The 21,157-nt window shown below is 72.2% G+C and carries 22 protein-coding genes; 8 read left to right on the top strand and 14 right to left on the bottom strand.

The window, feature by feature from the left end; all coding sequences use genetic code 11:
• Nucleotides 1-153 precede the first annotated feature (153 nt).
• A complete protein-coding gene (locus ACFZDI_RS20340) occupies nt 154-1,146 on the top strand; it encodes a hypothetical protein (protein ID WP_391252180.1) in 993 nt (330 codons plus the stop codon).
• Nucleotides 1,147-1,167: 21 nt separating this feature from the next.
• On the opposite strand, the gene ACFZDI_RS20335 is transcribed toward ACFZDI_RS20340, so the two are convergent.
• Nucleotides 1,168-1,905, bottom strand: a complete 738-nt coding sequence (locus tag ACFZDI_RS20335; protein WP_391252178.1) for a bifunctional DNA primase/polymerase — start codon at nt 1,903-1,905, stop codon at nt 1,168-1,170.
• A 207-nt stretch (nt 1,906-2,112) separates the two neighbouring features.
• Here ACFZDI_RS20335 and ACFZDI_RS20330 point away from each other — a divergent pair, with 207 nt between their 5' ends.
• A complete protein-coding gene (locus ACFZDI_RS20330; RefSeq protein WP_391252177.1) occupies nt 2,113-2,970 on the top strand; it encodes a glycerophosphodiester phosphodiesterase family protein in 858 nt (285 codons plus the stop codon).
• Here ACFZDI_RS20330 and ACFZDI_RS20325 read toward each other — a convergent pair.
• Nucleotides 2,949-3,590 (bottom strand): TetR/AcrR family transcriptional regulator C-terminal ligand-binding domain-containing protein, encoded by a 642-nt coding sequence (locus tag ACFZDI_RS20325; protein ID WP_391252175.1) that lies wholly within the window; start codon nt 3,588-3,590, stop codon nt 2,949-2,951. The genes ACFZDI_RS20330 and ACFZDI_RS20325 overlap by 22 nt on opposite strands.
• Nucleotides 3,591-3,695: 105 nt before the next feature.
• Here ACFZDI_RS20325 and ACFZDI_RS20320 point away from each other — a divergent pair, with 105 nt between their 5' ends.
• Nucleotides 3,696-3,905 carry a DUF6243 family protein gene (locus tag ACFZDI_RS20320; RefSeq protein WP_391252173.1) on the top strand — a complete coding sequence of 70 codons (210 nt, stop codon included), beginning with the start codon at nt 3,696-3,698 and terminating at the stop codon, nt 3,903-3,905.
• A 131-nt stretch (nt 3,906-4,036) separates the two neighbouring features.
• Complete coding sequence (locus tag ACFZDI_RS20315) at nt 4,037-5,380, top strand: S28 family serine protease (RefSeq protein ID WP_391252171.1); 1,344 nt, start codon at nt 4,037-4,039, stop codon at nt 5,378-5,380.
• Nucleotides 5,381-5,410: 30 nt separating this feature from the next.
• On the opposite strand, the gene ACFZDI_RS20310 is transcribed toward ACFZDI_RS20315, so the two are convergent.
• The 3 genes from ACFZDI_RS20310 to ACFZDI_RS20300 form a co-directional block, all read right to left on the bottom strand.
• Nucleotides 5,411-6,394 carry a small ribosomal subunit Rsm22 family protein gene (locus tag ACFZDI_RS20310; RefSeq protein ID WP_391252169.1) on the bottom strand — a complete coding sequence of 328 codons (984 nt, stop codon included), beginning with the start codon at nt 6,392-6,394 and terminating at the stop codon, nt 5,411-5,413.
• A 157-nt stretch (nt 6,395-6,551) separates the two neighbouring features.
• A complete protein-coding gene (locus tag ACFZDI_RS20305; RefSeq protein ID WP_391252287.1) occupies nt 6,552-7,616 on the bottom strand; it encodes a serine hydrolase in 1,065 nt (354 codons plus the stop codon).
• A 56-nt stretch (nt 7,617-7,672) separates the two neighbouring features.
• Nucleotides 7,673-8,980, bottom strand: a complete 1,308-nt coding sequence (locus tag ACFZDI_RS20300; protein WP_391252167.1) for a Bcr/CflA family efflux MFS transporter — start codon at nt 8,978-8,980, stop codon at nt 7,673-7,675.
• 85 nt (nt 8,981-9,065) lie between these two features.
• On the opposite strand from ACFZDI_RS20300, the gene ACFZDI_RS20295 reads away from it, so the two are divergent.
• Both ACFZDI_RS20295 and ACFZDI_RS20290 read left to right on the top strand, forming a co-directional pair.
• A complete protein-coding gene (locus tag ACFZDI_RS20295; RefSeq protein WP_391252165.1) occupies nt 9,066-10,088 on the top strand; it encodes a Gfo/Idh/MocA family oxidoreductase in 1,023 nt (340 codons plus the stop codon).
• A gap of 41 nt (nt 10,089-10,129) precedes the next feature.
• Nucleotides 10,130-10,912: an SDR family NAD(P)-dependent oxidoreductase gene (locus ACFZDI_RS20290; RefSeq protein WP_391252163.1), complete on the top strand. Its 783-nt coding sequence runs from the start codon at nt 10,130-10,132 to the stop codon at nt 10,910-10,912.
• A 254-nt stretch (nt 10,913-11,166) separates the two neighbouring features.
• On the opposite strand, the gene ACFZDI_RS20285 is transcribed toward ACFZDI_RS20290, so the two are convergent.
• Entirely contained in the window at nt 11,167-11,493 is a 327-nt protein-coding gene (locus ACFZDI_RS20285) for a nuclear transport factor 2 family protein (RefSeq protein ID WP_234850044.1), read from the bottom strand.
• 158 nt (nt 11,494-11,651) lie between these two features.
• Here ACFZDI_RS20285 and ACFZDI_RS20280 point away from each other — a divergent pair, with 158 nt between their 5' ends.
• Entirely contained in the window at nt 11,652-12,209 is a 558-nt protein-coding gene (locus ACFZDI_RS20280; RefSeq protein WP_391252160.1) for a DoxX family membrane protein, read from the top strand.
• Between the two features lie 57 nt (nt 12,210-12,266).
• Nucleotides 12,267-12,644, top strand: coding sequence for a MazG-like family protein (locus tag ACFZDI_RS20275; protein ID WP_391252158.1), 378 nt, complete (start codon nt 12,267-12,269; stop codon nt 12,642-12,644).
• 62 nt (nt 12,645-12,706) lie between these two features.
• On the opposite strand, the gene ACFZDI_RS20270 is transcribed toward ACFZDI_RS20275, so the two are convergent.
• The 8 genes from ACFZDI_RS20270 to ACFZDI_RS20235 are packed head-to-tail and all read right to left on the bottom strand — an operon-like array spanning nt 12,707 to nt 21,154.
• On the bottom strand, nt 12,707-13,489 hold the full coding sequence (locus ACFZDI_RS20270; protein WP_234850041.1) for a hypothetical protein: 783 nt from the start codon (nt 13,487-13,489) through the stop codon (nt 12,707-12,709).
• 48 nt (nt 13,490-13,537) lie between these two features.
• On the bottom strand, nt 13,538-14,026 hold the full coding sequence (locus ACFZDI_RS20265; protein ID WP_234850040.1) for a hypothetical protein: 489 nt from the start codon (nt 14,024-14,026) through the stop codon (nt 13,538-13,540).
• Entirely contained in the window at nt 14,023-15,300 is a 1,278-nt protein-coding gene (locus ACFZDI_RS20260) for an MCE family protein (protein ID WP_391252156.1), read from the bottom strand. The genes ACFZDI_RS20265 and ACFZDI_RS20260 overlap by 4 nt, the downstream gene beginning before the upstream one ends.
• Nucleotides 15,297-16,607: an MCE family protein gene (locus ACFZDI_RS20255; protein ID WP_391252153.1), complete on the bottom strand. Its 1,311-nt coding sequence runs from the start codon at nt 16,605-16,607 to the stop codon at nt 15,297-15,299. The genes ACFZDI_RS20260 and ACFZDI_RS20255 overlap by 4 nt, the downstream gene beginning before the upstream one ends.
• Nucleotides 16,604-17,719: an MCE family protein gene (locus tag ACFZDI_RS20250; protein ID WP_391252150.1), complete on the bottom strand. Its 1,116-nt coding sequence runs from the start codon at nt 17,717-17,719 to the stop codon at nt 16,604-16,606. The genes ACFZDI_RS20255 and ACFZDI_RS20250 overlap by 4 nt, the downstream gene beginning before the upstream one ends.
• Entirely contained in the window at nt 17,716-18,876 is a 1,161-nt protein-coding gene (locus ACFZDI_RS20245) for an MCE family protein (protein WP_391252148.1), read from the bottom strand. The genes ACFZDI_RS20250 and ACFZDI_RS20245 overlap by 4 nt, the downstream gene beginning before the upstream one ends.
• Nucleotides 18,873-19,910 (bottom strand): MCE family protein, encoded by a 1,038-nt coding sequence (locus tag ACFZDI_RS20240; RefSeq protein ID WP_234850035.1) that lies wholly within the window; start codon nt 19,908-19,910, stop codon nt 18,873-18,875. Before ACFZDI_RS20240 ends, ACFZDI_RS20245 begins: the two co-directional genes overlap by 4 nt.
• A complete protein-coding gene (locus ACFZDI_RS20235; protein WP_391252146.1) occupies nt 19,907-21,154 on the bottom strand; it encodes an MCE family protein in 1,248 nt (415 codons plus the stop codon). Before ACFZDI_RS20235 ends, ACFZDI_RS20240 begins: the two co-directional genes overlap by 4 nt.
• Nucleotides 21,155-21,157: the final 3 nt, after the last annotated feature.

The following is a 21,157-nucleotide window of genomic DNA, read 5'->3' as shown; positions in this document are numbered from 1 at the left end:
TCGCGCCGTTCCGAGGCCCCGACCCCCACCCGGCGTCAGGCGCAGGCACCGCACGACACCCGCACCACCACCCACACTCCCACCCGCCCCGGCCCAACCGCCGGAGGCACCCGGTAGGGTTCGCCTCCGGAAAGGGGAAGGTGAAGGCACCCGATGAGCAGGGATCGCGACCCTCGAACGCTCCGCAGGCCCACCCGGAGCGCCCTCATAGCAACCTCGGTGACCGCTTTGTCGCTGACGGCCAGTGGATGCGTCGTCGTGCACGGCGAACGGGAAGTCCTCCCGTCCACGACCCGCGCCGAAGCCGCCAAGGCCCTCCAGGAGTTCACCACCGCCTACAACGAGGCCGACAAGGCCTACGACGGCACGCTGGACGCCGACCACACCACGGGTGCCCTCGCCGACATCGACTCGGCCCGCCTCAAGGCCGGCAAGGCGAACAACCCGGACGGCAACCCCCGTCACACCCCGCTGGAACTGACGGACGCGACGTTCACGATCCCCAAGAAGGCCGGCTGGCCCCGCTGGTTCGTCGCCGACGCGGCCGGCAACAAGGGCGGCACCGCCCGCTGGCTCCTGGTCTTCACCCGCAGCAGCCTGGACGACCCCTTCCAGGTGGCGTACCTGACGCTCGTCGCCCCGGACAAGGTCCCGCAGTTCAAGAAGGACGCCGACGGCTGGGCCGAGTCCGTCCCGGTCGACTCCACCGGCCTGGCCACCGCCCCCGGCGACCTCAGCCGGTCGTACACGACGTACCTCAAGAACGGCGGAGAGACCTTCACGGACGGCGCCCACACCAGCCAGTGGCGCGCCCTGCGCGAGAAGAACGGCAAGAAGCCGGGCATGGTCACCCAGTACATCGACGAGCCGCTGACGAACGGCGACTACGCACCGCTGGCACTGCGCACGACGGACGGCGGGGCGCTGGTGTTCTTCACGACCCGGCACTACGAGAAGCAGACCGCCGCCGCGGGCACGTCCGTCCCGGCCCCCAACAAGGACGTCCTGGCCCTGACGAAGGGCGAGATCAAGCAGTCCCTCACGATGGAGTTCGTCTCCAACGAGGTGGCACTGGACCCCAGGGGCCCCGGCAAGGTGACGATCCTGGGCAGGATCCAGGGACTGACGTCGGCGGAAGGCTCGTAGGTCACCGCACGGCCGTCGGCCTCAGTGCCGTAGGGGCCAGGCCGCCTCGCCGGCCCGGCCGGTGTCCTCACCCGCGTACCGCCCACAGACCTCCGTGAGCACCTCCAGCAGGCTCAGCGGGTCGGGCAGCGCGTGCTCGGGCCCCCGCACCCACCGCACCCCCTGCTCCTCACCGGGCAGCCGCGCCGGCGGCACCAGGACGTAGGAGCCCCGGCAGTGCCAGCGCAGCCCGGGGTGTTCGTCCATCGTCTCGGGGTGGCAGTCCAGTTCGCACGGCCACCACTCGTCCTCGTCCTCGGGCGTGCCCCGGGTCAGTGTGAAGAACAGCATGCGGCCGTCGTCGCTCTCGGCGACCGGCCCGACCTCGACACCGGCGGCGAGTAGCCGCTCCAACGCGTCGCGACCGGCATCGAGGGGCACGTCGAGGACGTCGTGCATCATGCCGGTCGCGGTGATGAAGTTGGCCTGCGGCTGGTGGCGGGCCCAGCGCTCGATCTGGGCGCGGTCGGTGGTCGACTGCGTCTGCCAGGCGAAGGACACCGGGTGCCGGGCGGGGGTGGGACAGCCGACCCGGTCGCAGGAGCAGCGGTAGCCGGCGGGGTGGGCGGCGGGCGCGAGGGGCAGTCCCGCGTCGGAGGCGGCGAGCAGCAGGGCCTCACGGCCACCGTCCCCGGCGGTCTCCTTCGGCCGGCGCCCGGCGCGCAGCCACTGGCTGAGTTTGCCCTGCAGGCCGGTCCGGCCGCCGAACTGCGCGCTCATCTATCCCCTCGCCTCGCCGTCGTGCGGAACAGCATGCCTCATCGTCCCATCTTCCCGCGCACCGGGGGGCCAGTGCCCACATCCGGGACAGGACGGACGCACCGCGCACGGGGCGCCCGGCGGGAGGAGAGGGGCGTGCCCTGCTCTCCACCGTGATCGGGTGTCATTGCCTGCTTTGCCGGGACATGCCGTCCTACCGTGATCACCATGGTCACAAGGATCGCGTTGTCGGGTCTGGCCTCCGTGGCGTCCCTGGTCTCACTGATCCTGACGGGACCGGGCGACCGCGCGCCGGTCCCGCTGGAGTGGGGCGCGGGCCCGCTGACCGTGGCGGCCCTGCCCCGGATCACGTACGTCGCGCACCGCGGCGGCGCCCGTGAGGTGCCCGAGAACAGCATGGCGGGGCTGACGGCCGCCTACCAGCGCGGGACAGCGCAGGTGCTGGACTTCGACACGCGGCTGCTGCGCGACGGCACGCCCGTGGTGTTCCACGACGAGACCCTGAACCGTATGACCTATCTGGGCGGCGAGGTACGCGGCCTGGACGCCCGGGAGTGGCAGGGTGTACGGCTGCGCCCAAAGGACCGGCTGCCCGGGAGCTGGCGGTCGGAGCGGCCGCCGACGGTCGCCGAGGTGCTGGACCGTTTCGGCGGTCGGATCGTGCTGATGCTGGAGGCCAAGGACCCGCGCAGCCTCGACCGGCTGGCCGGGCTGATCCGGGCCCGCGGCCTGACCCGCTCGGTGTTCGTGAACTCCAACGACCCGGAGGTGGCCCGGCGTGTCCACCGCCTCGGCCTGCTCTCCCAGGTGTGGCGCTCGGCGCAGCAGCTGCGCACGGACCGCCCGGAGCGCTGGCGGTCGTACGTGGACCTGCTGGACGTGGACCACCGGGCGCGGGACGCGGATCTGGTGCGGGCGGTGCGCTCGGGGATCGCGCGGGTGTGGGCGCACACCGTGGTGACGGACGCGCAGCGGGACCGGGTGCTGGCGCTGGGCTGCGACGGCGTGATCACGGACGCGCCGGGGCGCCTCGCCCGGGCCGCTCAGCGCGGGGCGAGGCCGTGAAGGGCATAGTCGACGAGGGTGTCGGTGTACTCGTGGGAGATGGGGCCGGTGTGCTGGAGCCAGCGCTGGGCGAGCGGCGAGATGAAGAACTCCAGCGCGATGCGGGGGTCGACGTCGGCCCGCACCTGGCCGGCGTCCTGGGCGGCGCGCAGCCGGTGGATGTAGAGGTCGAGTGAGGGCTGCATGAGCCTGGCCACGAGCTCGCGCCCGAGCTGCTCGTTGACGACGCCCTCGGCGGCGAGCGCGCGGGACGGCACGTCGAACCGCGGGTCGTTCATCTGGTCGACGGTGGCGCGCAGCACGCCCTTGACGTCGGCGGCGATGTCGCCGGTGTCCGGGAAGGCGGAGGGCGTCGGGCCGGGCTCCTGCACGGACTGTTCGGCCAGGTCGAGGAACGCCTCCATCAGGACGTCCGCCTTGGACGACCACCAGCGGTAGATCGTCTGCTTGCCGACGCCGGCGCGGGCGGCGATGCCCTCGATGGTGGTCTTCGGGTAGCCGACCTCGACGACGAGCGCGAGGGCGGCGTCGTAGATGGCGCGACGGGACTTCTCGCTGCGCCGGGTGGAGTCGGGGGCGGACTTGCCGGTGGCGGGCTGGGTGGACTTCTGGACGGCCATGGGCCGAATTTACCAGTTGACAAGACGGAGCGTCTCGCGGACAGTGGAGCGACCAGCGCGAGACGAACCGTCTCGTCGCGAGAGTGGTGACGGAAGGAGCCCGGGATGACCCGAGGCGGAGCCGGAAACATGCTGGGTGTCGGCGGTGCGCGCAGGAACCTCGGCCGCAGGGCGCTGCGCGGCGACGGCCGGGGCGGCCGGGTCGGCGGCGGTCTCGACCCGCAGGCCCGGAAGCGCGAACTGCTGCGCAAGCTCCAGGAGAACCGACAGCAGCGGGACGCACGGGAGGAAGGCACGACCGGCGAGAGTTCGTGAGCCTCCCCCGCGCGAGGGAGAGCGCACCCCCGCGCGCGGGATCCTCCCGGGCGGTCCGGCGGATGTACTGGGACGGTCGCGGCCGGCGACGACGGACATCCATCCCACGGACACCCGGGAGGACTCGGCTCATGACCGCATGGACCAGACGACGGCTGCTCACCTCGGCGGTCACGGCCGTCCCGGCGGTGGGTCTCGCCGCCACGACGGCCCCCCTCGCGCGGGCGGCGGCGCCGGCCCCTCCAGGGAGCGCCGACGTGGCCGACGCGCTGCGGGCCCTGCCCGGGCTGCGTCTGATCGAGGAGCGGTACGACGCCGAACCCGGGTACCGGCACTTCGTGCTGGGCCTGCGTCAGCCGGTCGACCACACGAACCCGGCCGCCGGCAGCTTCGAGCAGCGCCTCACCCTGCTCCACAGCGCCGCCGACCGTCCCACCGTGCTGTTCGGCACCGGCTACCACGCCGTCCTCACCCCACGCCGCACCGAAGCGGCGGTGCTGCTCGGCGCGAACCAACTCCAGGTCGAGCACCGCTACTTCGGGACCTCACGCCCCGCGGACCCCGGCTACACCCACCTCACCGTCCGCCAGGCCGCCGACGACCACCACCGCGTCGTCCGGCTGTTCCGCCGGCTCTACCCCGGCGCGTGGATCTCCACCGGCAGCAGCAAGGGCGGCATGGCGGCCGTCTACCACCGCCGCTTCCATCCCCACGACGTGAACGGCACGCTGGTCCACTCGGCCCCGAACAATGTCGACGACCGCGACGACTCCGCGTACCTGCGCTTCCTGGCGACGGTCGGCACCCCCGCGGCCCGGGAGGCCCTCGAAGGGGTCCAGCGGGCGATCCTGCTGCACCGGGCCGAACTGGCCGGCCGCTACGAGGCCTGGGCGGCCGCCACCGGCGACACCTTCCGGCTCGTCGGCAGCGCCGACCGGGCCCTCGAGATCGCCGTCCTGCGCGTGCCGTTCATGTTCTGGCAGCGCGGCACCCCGGACGACGTCGCCGCGATCCCCGGTCCCGGGGCGACGGCCGAGGCGCTGTACACGTGGCTGAACGACACGACGGGTCTGGCGCTGTACGCCGACACGTCGGCCCGGAACCACATCCCGTACTGGTACCAGATCGGCACGCAGCTGGGGTACGGCAGCCTCCCCACCGCCCACCTCGCGGACCTGCTCCGCCACCCGGGCGCCGCCGAGGCACGCAGCTTCGTCCCGCGGGACGTCCCCCTGCGCTTCGACCGGACCGCCATGCCCGACATCGACCGCTGGGTCCGGCGGCGCGGCAGCAGGCTGCTGTTCGTCAACGGCACCCAGGACCCCGCCGTCGCCGAGCACTTCCGCCCCGGCGGGCCGGACTCACGGCTGCTGTGGGTGCGGGGCGGGAACCACGGCGCCGACCTCGCGGACCTGTCCCCCACCGACCGGGCCTGGGCACAGGACACACTGGCCCGCTGGGCGGGGCAGGACTGAGGCGCCGCGCAGATCCGTCGGGACCCTGGATCACGAGGGCGGCCAGGGGTATCCCCAGTCGGCGTCCCGGGCGGCCTTGTACAGGTCGCCGTGGCGTTTGGTGACGGTGGCGCGGCGCAGGGACGGTTCGCTCTCGCACAGGTCGAGGAGGACCTGGCCCTTGCGGATCTGGGGGCGCCGGACGACCCGGGAGGCTGCCGGTTCGACGGGGAAGCGGGCGGCGGCCACGTAGGCGAACTTCTCGTCCTCGTAGGCGAGGGAGCCGCCCTTGACCTGGCGGTGCAGGGAGGAGCGGCTGACCCGGGCGGAGAAGTGGCACCAGTCGGTGCCGGGGGCGATGGGGCAGGCGGCGCTGTGGGGGCAGGGGGCGGCGATCCGGAAGCCGGCGGTGATCAGCCGGTCCCGGGCCTCGATGAGGCGGGTGTAGCCGTCGGGGGTGCCGGGTTCGACGATCACGACGGCCTGCGCGGCGGCCGCGGCGGCGTCCACGAGGGCGGTGCGGTCGGCGGCGGTCAGCTCGTTGAGGACGTACGAGACGGTAACGAGGTCCGTGCTCTCCAGGGTGAGGGCCGCCCCGATCCGGGAGCGCTGCCAGCGGGCGTCCTTCAGCTCCGGGTTGGCCGCGGCGATCTCGCGTCCCAGGGCGAGCGCGGGTTCGGCCCAGTCGAGCACGGTGACGGGCCGCCTCCCGCCCCAGACGGCGCTCACGGCCCAGGCGGCGGCACCGGTGCCGCCGCCGAGGTCGGTGTGCCCACCCGGCACCCACGAGGGCGCGGCCTCGGCGAACGCCTCCAGCGCGGCCCGCACGGCCTCGAAGGTCGCGGGCATCCGGTAGGCGGCGTAGGCGGCGACGTCGGCCCGGTCCCGGAGGATGGGGGCGTCGGTCGGGGTGGCCCCCCGGTAGTTGCTGATCAGCCGCTCCACGGCCTGCGCGGCCTGCCGCGGCGGCAGCCCGTCGAGCAGACCGGCGAGGGCGGCACGGAGGTTTTCGGCCGGGGGTGCGGGGGCGTTCACCCGGCGATTCTACGAGGCGGGCGGGGGACGCCGGGCGGTGCGCCGGCGGGACCTCCCGTCGCCCACCAGGGAGCCCAGGCGGGGCCCCGCCCGTCGCCCGCACAGGGCCCGGATCACGCGCCCGGGCGCCCCTCTCCCCCGGCCCCGGCCCCGGACGTCACCGCACCACCCGTGCCACCCGGGACGCCGCTGCCGCTCTGGGTGCGCTGTCCGGGCGGCGGCGGCGTGGGTGGACGGCGTTGGCGAGGAGGATCAGGAACGTGTCCGTGGCCCGGTCCAGGACGAGGGACGTACCCGTGAAGCCGGTGTGGCCCGCCGCGCCGCGGCCCGCCAGGTCGCCCATGAACCAGGGCTGGTCGAGGGAGAAGCCGAGGCCGGGCGGGGTGAAGAGGAGCTCGACGAAGTCGGGGCCGAGGATGCGGGCAGGGCCGTACGATCCGCCGGCGAGGAGGGTCCGGCAGAACACCGCGAGGTCCCGGCCGGTGGAGAACAGGCCCGCGTGGCCGGCCACACCCCCGAGCGCCCAGGCGTTCTCGTCGTGGACCTCGCCCCGCAGCATCCCGCGGTCCGCCTTGGCCCAGGGCCGCCGCTGGTCCTCCGTCGCCGCGGCGCCCGGGCACGGCCCGAAGTCCGTCGCCGTCATCCCCAGCGGCCGGGTGATGCCGTCACGGAAGAGCACGTCGAGCGTCCGCCCGCTGACGCGTTCCAGGACGTGCTGCAGGAGCAGCATGTTCAGGTCCGAGTAGCGGTACATGCCCGGCGCCCCCACCGGCGGCTCCGCCTGGAGCATCGCCAGCCGCTGCGCGTCGTCGGGGCAGTCGTGCAACGGCAGTTCGGGCCGCAGCCCGGAGGTGTGCGTGAGCAACTGCCGTACGGTGATGCCGTGCCGGGCGGCCGCGGTGAAGTCGGGCAGGTACGCCCCGACCTTCGCGTCGATGCCGAGCGTGCCCCGCTCGATCTGCTGCATGGCGGCCACGGACGTGAACAGCTTGGTGAGGGACGCCAGGTCGAAGGGCGTGCCGACGGTCATGGGGACCCGTTCCCCGGCGGGCAGCTCCACCCCGGCGTCGGCCTCGGGGTCGTAGGCCGCGTAGCGCACGGCCCATCCCGCCGCCTCCTCGACCGCGATCACCGGGCCGCGCCCGACGACCAGGACCGCGCCCGGTGCCCAGGGGCGCTGCCCGGTGGTGAGGACGTGGACCTCCCGCACGAGGTGACGCATTTCCCCGGGGTCGAGTCCGGCCCGCTCCGGCGTGCCGTCGCGCAGTCTCGGTGCGCTCAGCTGACTGCTCCCTCCGCGCTCGGGCGGCTGCTCTCCTTCTTCCAGGGTCGGCACATTCCCATGAAGCAGGCCAGTGCCACCAGTGCGGCCGCCAGTTGGACGACGGCCATCGGGAGGGCGGTGTCCTCCCCGGCGACGCCGACGAGCGGGGAGGCGATCGCGCCGATCAGGAACGAGGACGTGCCGAGCAGAGCCGACGCGGAGCCGGCCGCGTGCTTGGTGCGCATCAGGGCGAGCGCCTGGGTGTTGGGGAGGGTGACGCCCATCGCGGACATCAGCACGAACAGCGCGGCGGCGACCGGCACCAGACCGACCTCGCCGAAGACGCCCAGGGACATCAGCAGCAGCGCGGTCGCGGCGGTGATGACGATCGCGAGGCCGACGCCCAGCACCCGGTCCAGGCGGACCCGGCCGACCAGGACCTTGCCGTTGATCTGGCCGACGAGGACCAGTCCGACCGAGTTGACGCCGAACAGCAGGCTGAACGTCTGCGGGGAGGCGCCGTGGATCTCCTGGATGACGAACGGGGAGGCGGAGATGTAGGCGAAGAGGGCGGCGAAGGCGAAGCCGCCGGTGAGCATGTAGCCGGCGAAGGCGCGGTCGGCGAGCAGGCCGCGCATCGCGCGCAGGGCCTCGCCGACGCCGCCGCTGTGCCGCTCGGCGGGCTCCAGCGTCTCGGGCAGCCTCGTCCAGACCAGGATCCCGATCAGCACGCCGATGACGGTGAGGACGACGAACACGCCCCGCCAGTCCGTGACGCGCAGGACCTGTCCGCCGATGAGCGGCGCCACGATCGGGGCGACGCCGGAGATCAGCATGAGGGTGGAGAAGAAGCGGGCCATGGCCATGCCGTCGTAGAGGTCGCGGACGACGGCCCGGGCGATGACGATGGCGGCGGCGCCCGCGAGGCCCTGGGCCAGCCGGAACGCCACCAGCAGCTCCACGGTGGGCGCGAGCGCGCACAGGACGGTGGCGACGACGAAGACGGCGAGTCCGGCGAGCAGCGGGCGGCGGCGTCCCCAGCGGTCGCTCATCGGTCCGACCACCAGCTGCCCGAGCGCCATGCCGGCCAGGCAGGCGGTGAGCGTGAGCTGGACGGTCGCGGCGGGCGCGTGCAGGGACCGGGTGACCTGCGGCAGGGACGGGAGGTACATGTCCATCGCCAGCGGAGGCACGGCGGTCAGGCTGCCGAGCAGGAAGGTGACCAGGAGCCCGGTGCGGCGGTGCGGCGTGCGGTCGGGCCGCTCCGTCCCGGCTGCGGCCCCCTGCGCGGTGTTCGATATGGACGCCCCACCCTCGGGCATGAGTCCCTCCCTCTCCGAGTCGATCGCCACCTATGCTCTCAGCTCGTACGCAGTGCTCGGGGGCGCGAGGTGGAGGCGGGGCGGTATGACGGCGGACACGGTGCGGTGGGGGATCCTGGCGACCGGGGGGATCGCGGCGGCGTTCACGGCGGATCTGATCGACCTGCCGGACGCGGAGGTCGTGGCGGTGGCCTCGCGCTCCGAGGCCGCGGCGAAGGCGTTCGCGGAGCGGTTCGGGATACCCCGGGCCTACGGCGACTGGAACGCGCTCGCGCAGGACGCGGACATCGATGTCGTCTACGTCGCCACCCCGCACACGGCGCACCGGGCCGCGGCCGGGCTGTGTCTGGCGGCCGGGCGGAACGTGCTGTGCGAGAAGCCGTTCACGCTGAACGTGCACGAGGCCGGCGAACTCGTCGCGCTGGCGCGGGAGCACGGGCGCTTCCTGATGGAGGCGATGTGGATGTACTGCAACCCGCTGGTCCGGCGGCTCAAGGCGCTGGTCGACGACGGGGCGATCGGCGAGGTGCGCAGCGTCCAGGCCGACTTCGGGCTGGCCGGCCCCTTCCCGCCCTCGCACCGGCTGCGCAACCCTGAGCTGGGCGGCGGCGCGCTGCTCGACCTGGGCGTGTACCCGGTGTCGTTCGCGCAGTTGCTGCTCGGGGAGCCGTCGGACGTCGCGGCGCGGGCGGTGCTCTCCGAGGAGGGCGTCGACCTGCAGACGGCGGCGGTGCTCTCGTTCGACAGCGGCGCGCTCGGCTCGGTGCACTGCTCCATCGTGGGCGGTACGGCGACGTCCGCGTCGGTCACCGGCTCCCGGGGCCGGATCGACGTCCCGGACGGCTTCTTCTTCCCGGACCGTTTCGTCCTGCACCGGGACGGCCACGACGCCGAGGAGTTCACGGCCGATCCGGTGGACGGGCCGCGCAACAGCATGCGTCACGAGGCGCTCGAGGTCATGCGGGCCGTGCGGGCCGGGGAGACCGAGTCCCCGCTGGTCCCGCTCGACGGGACGCTCGCCGTGATGCGCACGCTCGACGCGATCCGGGACCGCGTCGGCGTCCGCTACCCCGACGAGACGGGTGAGCCGGAACTCACGCCGGCCTGACACCCGGGCCGCGTCGGGGCGCTCCCGTACGCTGCGGGGCCATGAATGCCAAGGAGAGTGCCGAGCAGAGTGCCAGGGCACAGGCGATCGCTGTCGTGACCGGGGCGGGTTCCGGGATCGGCCGGGCGGTCGCCGTGGAACTGCTGCGCGCGGGCTGGTCGGTGGCGCTGGCGGGCCGCCGCGTGCAGACCCTGGAGGAGACGGCGGCGCTGGCGCCCGGTGCCGCGTCCCTGGCGGTGCGCACGGACGTCGCACGCCCCGAGGACGTGAACGCCCTGTTCGCCGCCACCGTCGAGCGCTTCGGCCGGGTCGACCTGTTGTTCAACAACGCCGGCACCTTCGGGCCCGGCGGCGTGCCGGTCGAGGAACTGCCCTACGAGGCCTGGCGGCACGTGGTGGACACCAACCTCAACGGGGCGTTCCTGTGCGCGCAGGCGGCGTACCGGCAGATGAAGGAGCAGGATCCGCAGGGCGGCCGGATCATCAACAACGGCTCGATCTCCGCGCACACGCCCCGTCCGATGTCGGTGGCCTACACGGCGACGAAGCACGCGCTGACGGGCCTGACGAAGTCCCTCTCCCTGGACGGCCGGCCGTACGGGATCGCGGTGGGGCAGATCGACATCGGCAACGCGGCCACCGACATGACGTCCCGTATGCAGACGGGAGCGCTGCAGGCAAACGGGGAGGTCGCCCCGGAACCGGTGATGGACGTCGCGGACGTGGCGCGCACGGTGCGGCACATGGCCGAACTGCCACCGGAGGCGAACGTGCAGTTCGCGACCGTACTGGCGACGGCGATGCCGTACGTCGGACGCGGCTGAGGGCGCGGCGAGTTCGTCAACTCGTCAACCTGCACAAACGGAATAGGAACCTCCGCCCCATTGCGGCCGGTAGGGGAATTATGCTCAACTCTCCTACACGAAAGCTTCACAGTTGGAGTGGAGCGCTTCCGTCGGCCACATCCAGGGGGGGCGGCAGTCGTTCCACGGCACCGGGTGGGGGTGGATTCCGCGAGGGACCGCGGAATACGCACCGGTGCGCGTGGAACGACTGCCGCTACTTTTGTGCAGGTGGTTCAGGCCTGCCCGGTCTCGAAGCGCGTGATCCTGCCGTCCTCGTCCACCTGGAAACTCCACCGCGTGCGCATCTCGCCCCAGGTGTCGTTGCTGTAGCGGGCGAGGAGGGAACGGCCTCCGTCGGACTCGTTGTCGACCTCCATGTGGCCGTGGGAGGAGAAGATCTCCCGGTCCACCCAGTCGGCGAGGTCACGGTCGGACCCGTCGTCCGTCATGGTCGCGCCCGGCGCGAGGAGCTCCATGAAGCTCTCGCGGTCGTGGTTGTTCACGGCGGCCACGAAGGCCCGGACGGCCGGATCCCTGAGGCGCGTGGTCTGAATCGTCATACGAGCCACACTCGTACCGGCCACGGCCCGACGCCACCGGTGCCACCCGAACGGCGTCGCCGGACGATCCGCCGGGTGTCGTGAGGTGCGAGGGGTGAGACGGTGGACAGGCGACGAGATGAGTACACCTGTTCCTGCCGCCTGCTCCGGGAGACGACGTGAAGCGTGACGACCGACGTGATCTGGGTCTGCTGCTGCTCCGGCTGGGGGTGGGCGGTGTGCTGGCGGCCCACGGCACGCAGAAGCTGTTCGGCTGGTTCGGCGGACACGGCATCGAGGGCACCGGCCAGTTCATGGAGTCCGTCGGCTACGCCCCCGGCGAGGCGAGCGCGACGGCGGCGGGCCTCGCGGAGACGGGCGGCGGCACGCTGCTGGCGCTGGGCCTGGCGACCCCGGCAGCGGGTGCGGCGGCGGCCGGCGCGATGGCGGGCGCGGCGGCGGTGCACACCCCGAACGGCTTCTTCAACCAGGGCGGCGGCTACGAGTACGCGGCGACGCTGGGCCTCACGGCGGCGGGCCTGGCCATCACCGGCCCGGGCCGCTTCTCCGTCGACCACCTGCTCGGCCACGCGGTGAACCGCGGCTGGATGATCCCAGCGGCCTTCGCGGCGACGGCGGCGGGCACGGCGGCGGTGGTGGGTGCCAGGGCGAGGCGCCTGCGGACGGCGAAGGAGGGGGAGCAGGAGGCGTTGTTCGAGGAGGAGTCCATGGAGTAGGGGCGGCGGCCGGGGTCCGGACCGGGCGTTGTCAGACCCTCGTGCCACGCTGCGCCCATGACCGACCACCGGACACCGCCACCGCCCGGCCCCGACCTGTGGGCCACCATCGACGCCCTCCACGAGTGGCTCGACCACAGCCGGCCGATCGAGGGCCGCGAAGGGGTCCTCCTGCGCATCCTGAAACTGACCGAGGAGGTCGGCGAGGTCTCCCAGGCGGTGATCGGGGCGACGGGGCAGAACCCGCGCAAGGGGATCACGCATTCATGGGAGGACGTGCAGGCTGAGCTGTGCGATGTGGTCATCACGGCACTGGTGGCGCTGCGGACGCTGACGCCGGAGGCACGAGAGGTCCTGGCAGGGCACCTGGAGCGGGTGGCACGACGGTCCACGGTGTCCTCGGCACAGGCGGACGTTCCGCGCCAGTCGCTCTGATCACCGCGTAACCCCCGGTCCCGGCCCGGCCGGGTGTCACCGACGGGCTCCTCTGTCCGCCTTCACAGTGCGTCCACCGCGCTCACCTTCCATGCGTCACCCGTACGGTCCATCGTCATCCGCACCCGGTTCTGGTCCACGCGGGACCCCGACACCTGAGTGCTCTCGGTGACCTGATTGACGAAGAGCAGGACGACGACCTTGTCGGGGGAGGCCGAGACGACGGAGGCGGCCGGGGCACCGCCGGAGCCGGGGGCGGCGACCCTTGCCTTCACGACGCCGTGGTACTTCTCGGCCGTCGGGGCGACCACGGTCTTCGTGGTCTTGCCGTACTCGTCGCGGAAGTCGCCGGTCAGGTGGGCGCGGGCACGCGAGAAGTCCTTGTCCAGGTGGCGGTAGTCGTACGACAGGACGATCGGGGCCGCTGTGCGCGCGGCCGTGAGCGCCTCGGTCCGGGCGGTCTCCGTCAGGCGGCCGTCACGGTACTGCCGTGCCAGGGCGGCCAGCGCGACCAGGCCGGCGACGAGCAGGACGGCCAGGAGCAAGGTGAGCAGCTTCCGCCGTCCGCCGGAGCCGGGCTCGCTGCGCTCCTGCGGACCCTCCTCCCCGAGCGACTCCGGCGACGGCTCCGGCGGGTCGTCCCAGCCGTTCTTCGGAGCCTCGATGAGGACGGTGCGTCCGGCGAGCGGCCGCTCGGCCCCGCGCGGGGACTCCTCGTCGGTGGCCGTGACCGCGCCCGCTTCGCGGTGGCCCCGCTCCGCGCGCTTCGCCGCCGCGCGGGCAGCCGCCGTCATGGTGCGGCGGGCGCCGGGACCGGCGGCGCGGCCGGTGGTCGTCTTCGGCATGGTGGTACTCCTCGTCGGTGCTTGTCGGTCGGCGAATCGGCTCGTGAATCAGCCGACGAACTCGACGTCGGACGTCAGCCAGCGGCCGTCCTTGTGGACGAGGTCGAGCTGGAGCCGGTACGTGCGCGCCTCTCCCCCGGGCACGGCGGTGTTGGTCACCTTGCTGTCGGCGACCACCAGCACACGGGCCGAGTCCTCGTCGGAGCGGACGATGCCCGCCTCCAGGACCTGGCCTTCGGACACGGACTTGTTCTGGGCCACCAGCTTCGTCAACTGCTCCGTCTGGGCGGTGAACTGCTTCTTGAAGTCGCCCGTCGCGCCCGCCAGGACATTCGCGCTGTCGCGGTCGTAGTGCCGGTAGTCGAGGGAGGTGAAGTTCAGTGCCGACTGGCGGGCCGCGGCCAGGATGCCCTGGCGGCGTTGGTCCGCCTCGTTCTGTGCGTGGATCCCGAAGGCCAGCCAGAGCGCCAGTGCCGTGGTGATGACGGTCGCCGCGACGAGTCCCGCCGTCATCACCCGGGGTCGTATCTGCCTCATGCCATGGGGCCGACGAGCAGCCATTGCCACGACTCCTTTCCGAATGCGGCCTGCTGGCCGCCCGCCGAGCCGACCTCGACGTTCCTTCCGTCCGGGCCGGTGGTGGTGCCGGTCTCCGGGTCGTACGGGGTGACGTACGCCGCCTGGTTCGCGCCGCCGCCGGTGGTCGACGCGCCCGGGGCGTTCTGTGCGCCGCGTACCGACGACTCGCTGCCGCGCGGGAGCGTGCAGCGGGCGCCGGTATTCGCCTCGCGTGTGCTGGTGTCCGCCGGATCGCGACGGGTCGTGCCGTACCCCTGAGTGCAGGCCGGTGGTTCGTCGGCGTTCAGCACCAGGCCGAAGTGGGTGGTGCCGTCGCCGGGGACGACCGTGTAGCTGCCCGCGACCGTCAGCGGGAAGGTGACGAGGGCCTGCTCCACGCCGGGAAGGCGGGCCAGCGTGACCTGGCCGCCGCTGATCAGGTTGGCGAGCAGGACCGACAGCTGCGGCCCGGTCGACTTCAGCAGCGAGTTCAGTTCCTGCGCCGCCGGCCGCGCGTTGCCGATCAGCTTGCGCAGGTCCCCGTCGCTGGCCTTCAACCGGGCCGACAGCGCCGCCAGATCGCGCGCGAACGACTTGATCGAAGAGCCCTGGTCGGCCTGCGTCTTCAGGACCTTCCGGGAGTCCTCGATCAGGGCGGTCGTCTCCGGCAGCGCCTCGGACGCCGACTCGACCAGGGTGTTGCCCGAGTCCACCAGGCGGCCCAGGTCCGGGCCGGTGCCGGCGAACGCCTTGCCCAGTTCGTCGACCGTGACGCGCAGGTCGTCCTTGCCGACCGAGTTCACCAGGCGGTCCAGGCCGAGGACCATGTCCGTCGTCGACAGCGGCACCCGCGTGCTCTCGCGCGGGATCGTGCTGCCGTTCAGCAGGTACGGGCCGCGGGAGGAGCGGGGCTGGAGGTCGACGTACTGCTCGCCCACCGCCGAACGGTTCGCCACCACGGCCAGCGTGTCCGCCGGGATGCGCGGCGCCCCGTCCTCGATGTCGAGCGCGACCGAGACGCCGTCCCGGCCTGCCAGGCGCAGGGCGCCGACCTTGCCCACCGGCACGCCGCGGTAGGTGACCTCGGCGCCGGGGAAGACGCCCCCGGAGTCGGCGAAATCGGCCCGCACGGTGTAGCCGCGGTCCAGGACCACGTCCACCAGGCCCGTGTACTCGGCGCCGACGTACGACACCCCCACGGCGGTGAGGGCGGCGAAGGCGATCAGTTGCGCCTTGACCGTACGGGTGATCACGGCTGGACCCCCTTCAGCATCAGCTCGGCGAGTTCGAGGTTGATCCCCTCGGTCCGGTAGCCCCCGGTCCGGTAGCCGCCCGGGCCGTAGCCGGCGGTGCACACCGGCGGGCACAGCGGGTCGCTGCTGGAGGGGGCGGACGGGGACGACGGCACGCTCGGCCTGCTCGGTAGCGCCGTGGGCTTCGGCACACCCGGCACGTCCGGCGCATCCGGCACGTCCGGAAGATCCGGTACGTCCGGCAGGTCGGGGGGCTCGGGAAGCTCCGGCACCCGGGGGTCCCCGCCGTTTCGGCCGCCCGGCTCGTCCGTCAGGTTGCCGTAGATGCCGGCCAGATCGAGGTCCGCCGTGACGTGCAGGTTGACGTAGTCACCCTTGATGGCGTCCACCGTGTTGCGCGGGAAGGGGTAGGTGGTCAGCAGTTCCAGGGAGTTGGGCAGGTCGCTGCCCGCCTTGTTGAGCTGGTGCAGGATCGGCCGGAGCTGCTTGAGGTTGGCAACCGTGTCGTCGTGCGAGGCGTTGACCACCTTGGTGCCGGTCTTGCCCAGCCTGGACAGGGCGGTGAGCATCCTCGTCAGGTCGCGGCGCTGGTCGGCCAGGACCTTCAGGGCGGGCGGCATCGTGTCGACGGCCTTGGCGATCGTCGTCTTCTCCTTGCCCAGCCGTTTGGCCAGCCGGTCCACGGCCTTCAGCGCGCGGACGATGTCCTGGCGCTGGTCGTCCAGGCCGCCGATGAAGGTGTCGAGCTCCTTGAGCAGGGACTTGACCCGGTTCTCCCGGCCGTCCAGGGCCTTGTTCAGCTCCGTGGTGATCGTCTTGAGCTGGGCCACGCCGCCGCCGTTGAGCAGGGCGGACAGCGCGGACAGCACCTCCTCGACCTCCGGGTTGCGGCCGCTGCGGGACAGCGGGATCACATCTCCGTCGCGGAGCCGGCCGACCGGTGCGCTCTCCGGCGGCCCGGACAGCGCCACGTACTTCTCGCCGAGCATGCTGGTCTGCCGCAGCTCGGCGATGGCATTGGCGGGCAGCTTCACCGAGTCGGCGACCCGAAGGCGGACCCTCGCGTGCCAGCCCTTCAGCTCGACCTTCTCCACCGCGCCCACCGTGACGTTGTCGACCTTGACCGACGACTGCGGCACCAGGTCGAGGACGTCGCGGAACTCGACGGTGACGTGGTAGGCGTGGCCGTCGGCGGCGGCCCCGCCGGGCAGCGGGACGTCGTACCAGCCGTTGAACTCGCAGCCCGACAGGAGCACCGTCGCGACGGCCGCCCACGCGACGGCCCCGCCCCTGCGCGGGGGCCTCATGCGTTCGCTCCCAGGATTCCGCCGAGGGTGCGGTCGACCGTGCCGGTGCCCGAGGTTCCCCGGGGCACCTCGGGCAGGGAGTCGAAGAGGTCCCTCAGGTCCCCGCAGTCGGTCTTCTCCCCGGTCGTCTTCAGGATCGAGCACAGCAGTGAGGCCGGATCCTGCGGATGGTCGGGGTTGTTGCGGGTGTCGAGGGTGCCGGCGGAAGGGTTGTAGGCGTTGTGCAGGTTCGACACGCCCGTCGGCGCGACCTCCAGCAGCTCCTCCAGCGCCGCCCGTTGGGTGACGAGCACCTTGGTCACCTTGCTCAGGCCCTCCACGTTCGACGTCAGGGACTTCTTGTTCTTCTTCACGAAGGCGGACACGTCACCGAGCGCCGTGCCGAGGTTCTTCAGCGCGGCCGCCAGGTCCTTGCGCTCGCCGGCGAGTTGCCCGGCGACCTTGGCCAGGCTGCTGTTGAACGACCGCACGCTCTTGTCGTCCGCGGCCAGCGCCGCCGTGAACACCTGAAGGTGGCGGACCGTGCCGAACAGGTCCGTGCGGCCGTCGGACAGGGTCGTGACCGCCTCCGAGAGGTCCTCCACCGTCCGGTGCAGGTTCTCGCCCTGGCCGTCGAGGTTGTCGGCGCTGACGTCGAGCAACCGTGACAGGGCGCCGTCCTTGTTGGCGCCCTCGGGTCCCAGCGCCTCGGCCGTGGTGTGCAGGCTGTCGAAGACGCGGTCCAGTTCGACCGGTACGGCCGTGCGCGACTCGGGTATCTCGTCCCCGTCCCGCAGGACCGGGCCGCTCCGGTACACCGGCAGCAGCTGCACGTAACGGTCGCTGACCACCGAGGAGTTGATGATCGCGGCCTGTGCGTCCGCCGGGATCTTGCGGTCCGCGTCGTACTCCAGCTCCACCCGCACCCGGCCGCCCTCCGGCGTGATTTTCTTGACCTCGCCGATCCGTACCCCCAGCACACGGACGTCCGAGCCGGGGTAGATGCCGACGGTGCGAGGGAAGTACGCCGTCACGCGGGCGGTCTCGGTCCGCGGCCACAGGACGCAGACGAGCGCGACGACCAGGGTCAGCGCGGTCAGCAGGGCCAGGCGCTTGTTCCAGCGGTTGCTCACGGTGTGCCTCCCGTTCGGGGCACCAGCGGGGCGGCGACCAGGTTCTGGACGTAGGAGTCGAACCAGCGGCCGTTGCCGAGGGTGTTGGTGAAGACCCGCACGTAGGGGGCCAGGAGCGCGATGCTCCGGTCCAGGCTGGATTGGTTGCGTTCGAGCATCTTCACCACGGTGTTCAGGCCCTTGAGCGCGGGCCCGATCTCCTTCTCGTTGTCCTGGACCAGGCCGGAGAGCTGGATGCCGAGCGCGGCGGAGGTCTTCAGCAGCTTGTGGATCGCCGTACGCCGCTTGCTGATCTCCTTGAACAGCTTGTCGCCGTCCTCGACCAGCGCGGAGAAGTCGCTCGACCGGTCGGCGAGTACGCCCGTCACGCCGTTCGCGTGGTCGAGGAGTTCCCTGAGGGCCTTGTCGCGCGAGGCCACGGTCCGGGAGATCCGCGACAGGCCCTTGATGGACGAGCGCACTTCGGCGGGTGAGTCCTCGAAGGTCGTCGAGATGGTGTCCAGCGCCTTCGCCAGCCGGTCGGTGTCGACCTTCTCCGTCGTGGTGGTGAGATCGCTGAACGCCTGCACGACGTCGTAGGCGGGGACGGTCCGCCGCAGCGGGATCTCGCTGCCGGGCTCCAACTGGCCCCGGCCCCTGGGGTGCAGGGCGAGGTACTTGGCGCCGAGGATCGTCTTGACCCGGATCGACGCGCCGGTCTCGGTGCCGAACCCCGGCTCGTCCTTGATCTTGAAGGTGACCTTCACGTGGTCGCCGTCCAGGTCGACCTCCTCGACCTTGCCGACCTTGACCCCGGCGATCCGCACCTCGTCACCCGGCTTGAGACCGCCTGCCTCCGTGAAGGCGGCGCTGTACGTGTCGCCGTCGCCGATCACCGGCAGGCGGTCGGCGTTGAACGCGGCCGCGGTCAGCAACGCCAGGACGGTGAGCCCGACGGCGCCGATGACGAGGGGACTGCGTTCGCGGAAGGGGCCGAGGTGCGGACGGCGGAGCCGTATCCTCGGCAGCTTCGGCGGGTCGACACGGACCTTGAACAGCGGAGTTGGACGCGGCTTGCGGCGGGGCAGGAGCCGTACCTCCGGCAGCCGTACTCTCGGCAGCCTGGGCGGTTCCACGCGCACCGTGAACAGCGGCTCCGGGCGGCGCTTGCGGCTCATCCCCCGCACCTCGCCCTCGCCACGTGCATCTCGGGCGTGAGCACCTGCTTCGTCTTCGGCAGCACGATCCGGCCGTCGAAGTCGCACAGGTAGAAGTTGAACCACGAGCCGTAGGACGCCGTCCCCGTCAGCTCGTTGAGCTTGTTCGGCAGCCTCTTCAGCACGCCCTCCACAGTCTTCTCGTTGTCGTTCAGCGTCCCGGTGAGGTCGGTCAGTTCCGCGATGTCGTCCTTGAGCGGCGGGCGCGCGTCCTTCAGCAGGCCCGAGGTGGCCTCCGTCAGGTCTCCGATGCTCACCAGCGACTCCCCGATGGGCTTGCGGTCGGCGGACAGGCCGGAGATGACCCGGCGCAGCTGTTTGATCAGTCCGGAGAAGCGGGCGCCGCGCTTGTCGAGCGTCTTCAGCACGGTGTTGAGGTTGTCGATCACCGAACCGATCAGCTTGTCGCGGCCGGCCAGCGTCGTGGTGAGCGACGCCGTGTGCGTCAGCAGGCTGTTGACGGTGCCGCCCTCGCCCTGGAGGGTCTTGATGATCTCGGTGGCCAGCTGGTTGACGTCCTTCGGGCTGAGCGCGGCGAACAGCGGCTTGAAGCCGTTCAGCAGCGCGTTCAGATCGAGGGCGGGCTGGGTGCGCGCGAGCGGGATCGTGCCGCCGGGACGCAGCCGGGTGCCGTCGCCGGCGCCCTCGGTCAGCGCGAGGTACCGCTGCCCGACCAGGTTGCGGTAGCGGATGACGGCGCCCGTGCTGGTGAGCAGCGGCCGGTCCCGGCTGACGGTGAAGGTGACCTCGGCCAGCGTCCGTTCCTTGATCCGGATGCCCTCGACCTCGCCGACCCGCACTCCCGCCACCCGGATGTCGTCGCCCTCCTCCAGGCCGGTGACGTCGCTGAAGACCGCGCGGTACTCGTGTCCGGGAGTGAAGGAGATGTTCACGATGGTGGCGGCGAGCAGGGCCGTCGCCACCAGCGTCACCAGGGCGAACAGGCTGAACTTGACCAGCGGGGCGGCGGTCTGCCGGGCTCCTGTGGTGCTCATGCGACGCTCACCGCCGTCCCGCGTGCCATCGGCCCGAACAGCAGCGTCGCGACCGGCGGCACCTCGTCAGCGGGCACGCCCAGCACCGGCGCCACGAGCGAGCCGACGGCCCGCTGCTCGGCCCGGGTGGCGGAGACTCCGTGCCCGCCCGAGGACGGACTCCCCGGCTTCGAACCGTCGTCGAGGCGGGCCCCTGGTGCCGGCACCGGAGGATGCGGCAGATCACGGCAGTTCGGGCCCGACCGCTCGCCGTAGCGCGGCTCCTCACCCGGTTCGTACGCACCCTGCGGTCGTACGACCTCCAGCGTGATGTGCATCTTCCCGCCCCGGAACGCCTCCTCGGACGCCTTCTCCTGCCGGACCAGACCGGCCAGCAGGCAGGGGTACTGGGGTGAGTAGCGGGCGAACAGCTCCAGCGTGGGGCGGGAGACCTGGCCGAGGGTGATCAGCCGGTCGCCGTTGGCGTCGAGGAAGTCCTCGCCGGTGCCCGCGACGGTCGCCGTGGACCTCAGGGCCTCCGCCAGCCGGTCCTTCTGCTCGACGATCGTGCGGCTGGTGGTGACGGTGTTGCGCAGGATCTCCATCAGGTCGGGCGCCGCGTCGCCGTAGACCTCGGCGACGTCGGCGAAGCGTGCGATGTCCTCTTTCAGGGACGGCAGGTGCGGATTGAGGCGGCGCAGGTAGGCCTCCACTCGCGTGAGGTTGTCGCCGATCCGGTCGCCGCGGCCGTCGAGGGCGGTGGCGAACGCGGAGAGCGTGGCGTTGAGCTTGCCGGGCTGCACGGTCCGCAGCAGGGGCAGCAGGTCGTTCATCAGTTGCTGGACCTCGATGCCGACGCGGGTGCGGTCCTGGGTGATGACGTCACCGGCGCGGATGGGCCGGGCCGAAGAGGACACGGGGCGCTCGGGCGGGACGAGGTCGACGTACTTCTCGCCGAACAGCGTCTTGGGCAGCAGGCGCGCGTGCACGTCGGACGGGATCCGGGCGACGTGCTCCGGCTTCAGCGCGATGTCGAGCGTCGCCTTCGTCCCGTCGGCCCGCACCTCGCGGACCTCGCCGACCAGCAGCCCGCGCAGCTTGACGTCGGCGCGCGGATCGAGCTGGTTGCCGAGGCTGTCGGCCTCCAGCGTGATCCGCACGACCGGCGTGAACACCTGGCGGTAGACGGCGACGGACAGGGACAGCAGCAGTGCGAGCACGGCGATGAAGACGACGCCGTACAACCTCAGTCTCCACACCTTCATGCG

The sequence above is a fragment of the Streptomyces sp. NPDC007907 genome (assembly GCF_042959365.1).
GTDB classification, from domain to species: Bacteria; Actinomycetota; Actinomycetes; order Streptomycetales; family Streptomycetaceae; genus Streptomyces; species Streptomyces indiaensis.
This window is presented reverse-complemented; position numbering and strand designations above follow the sequence as displayed.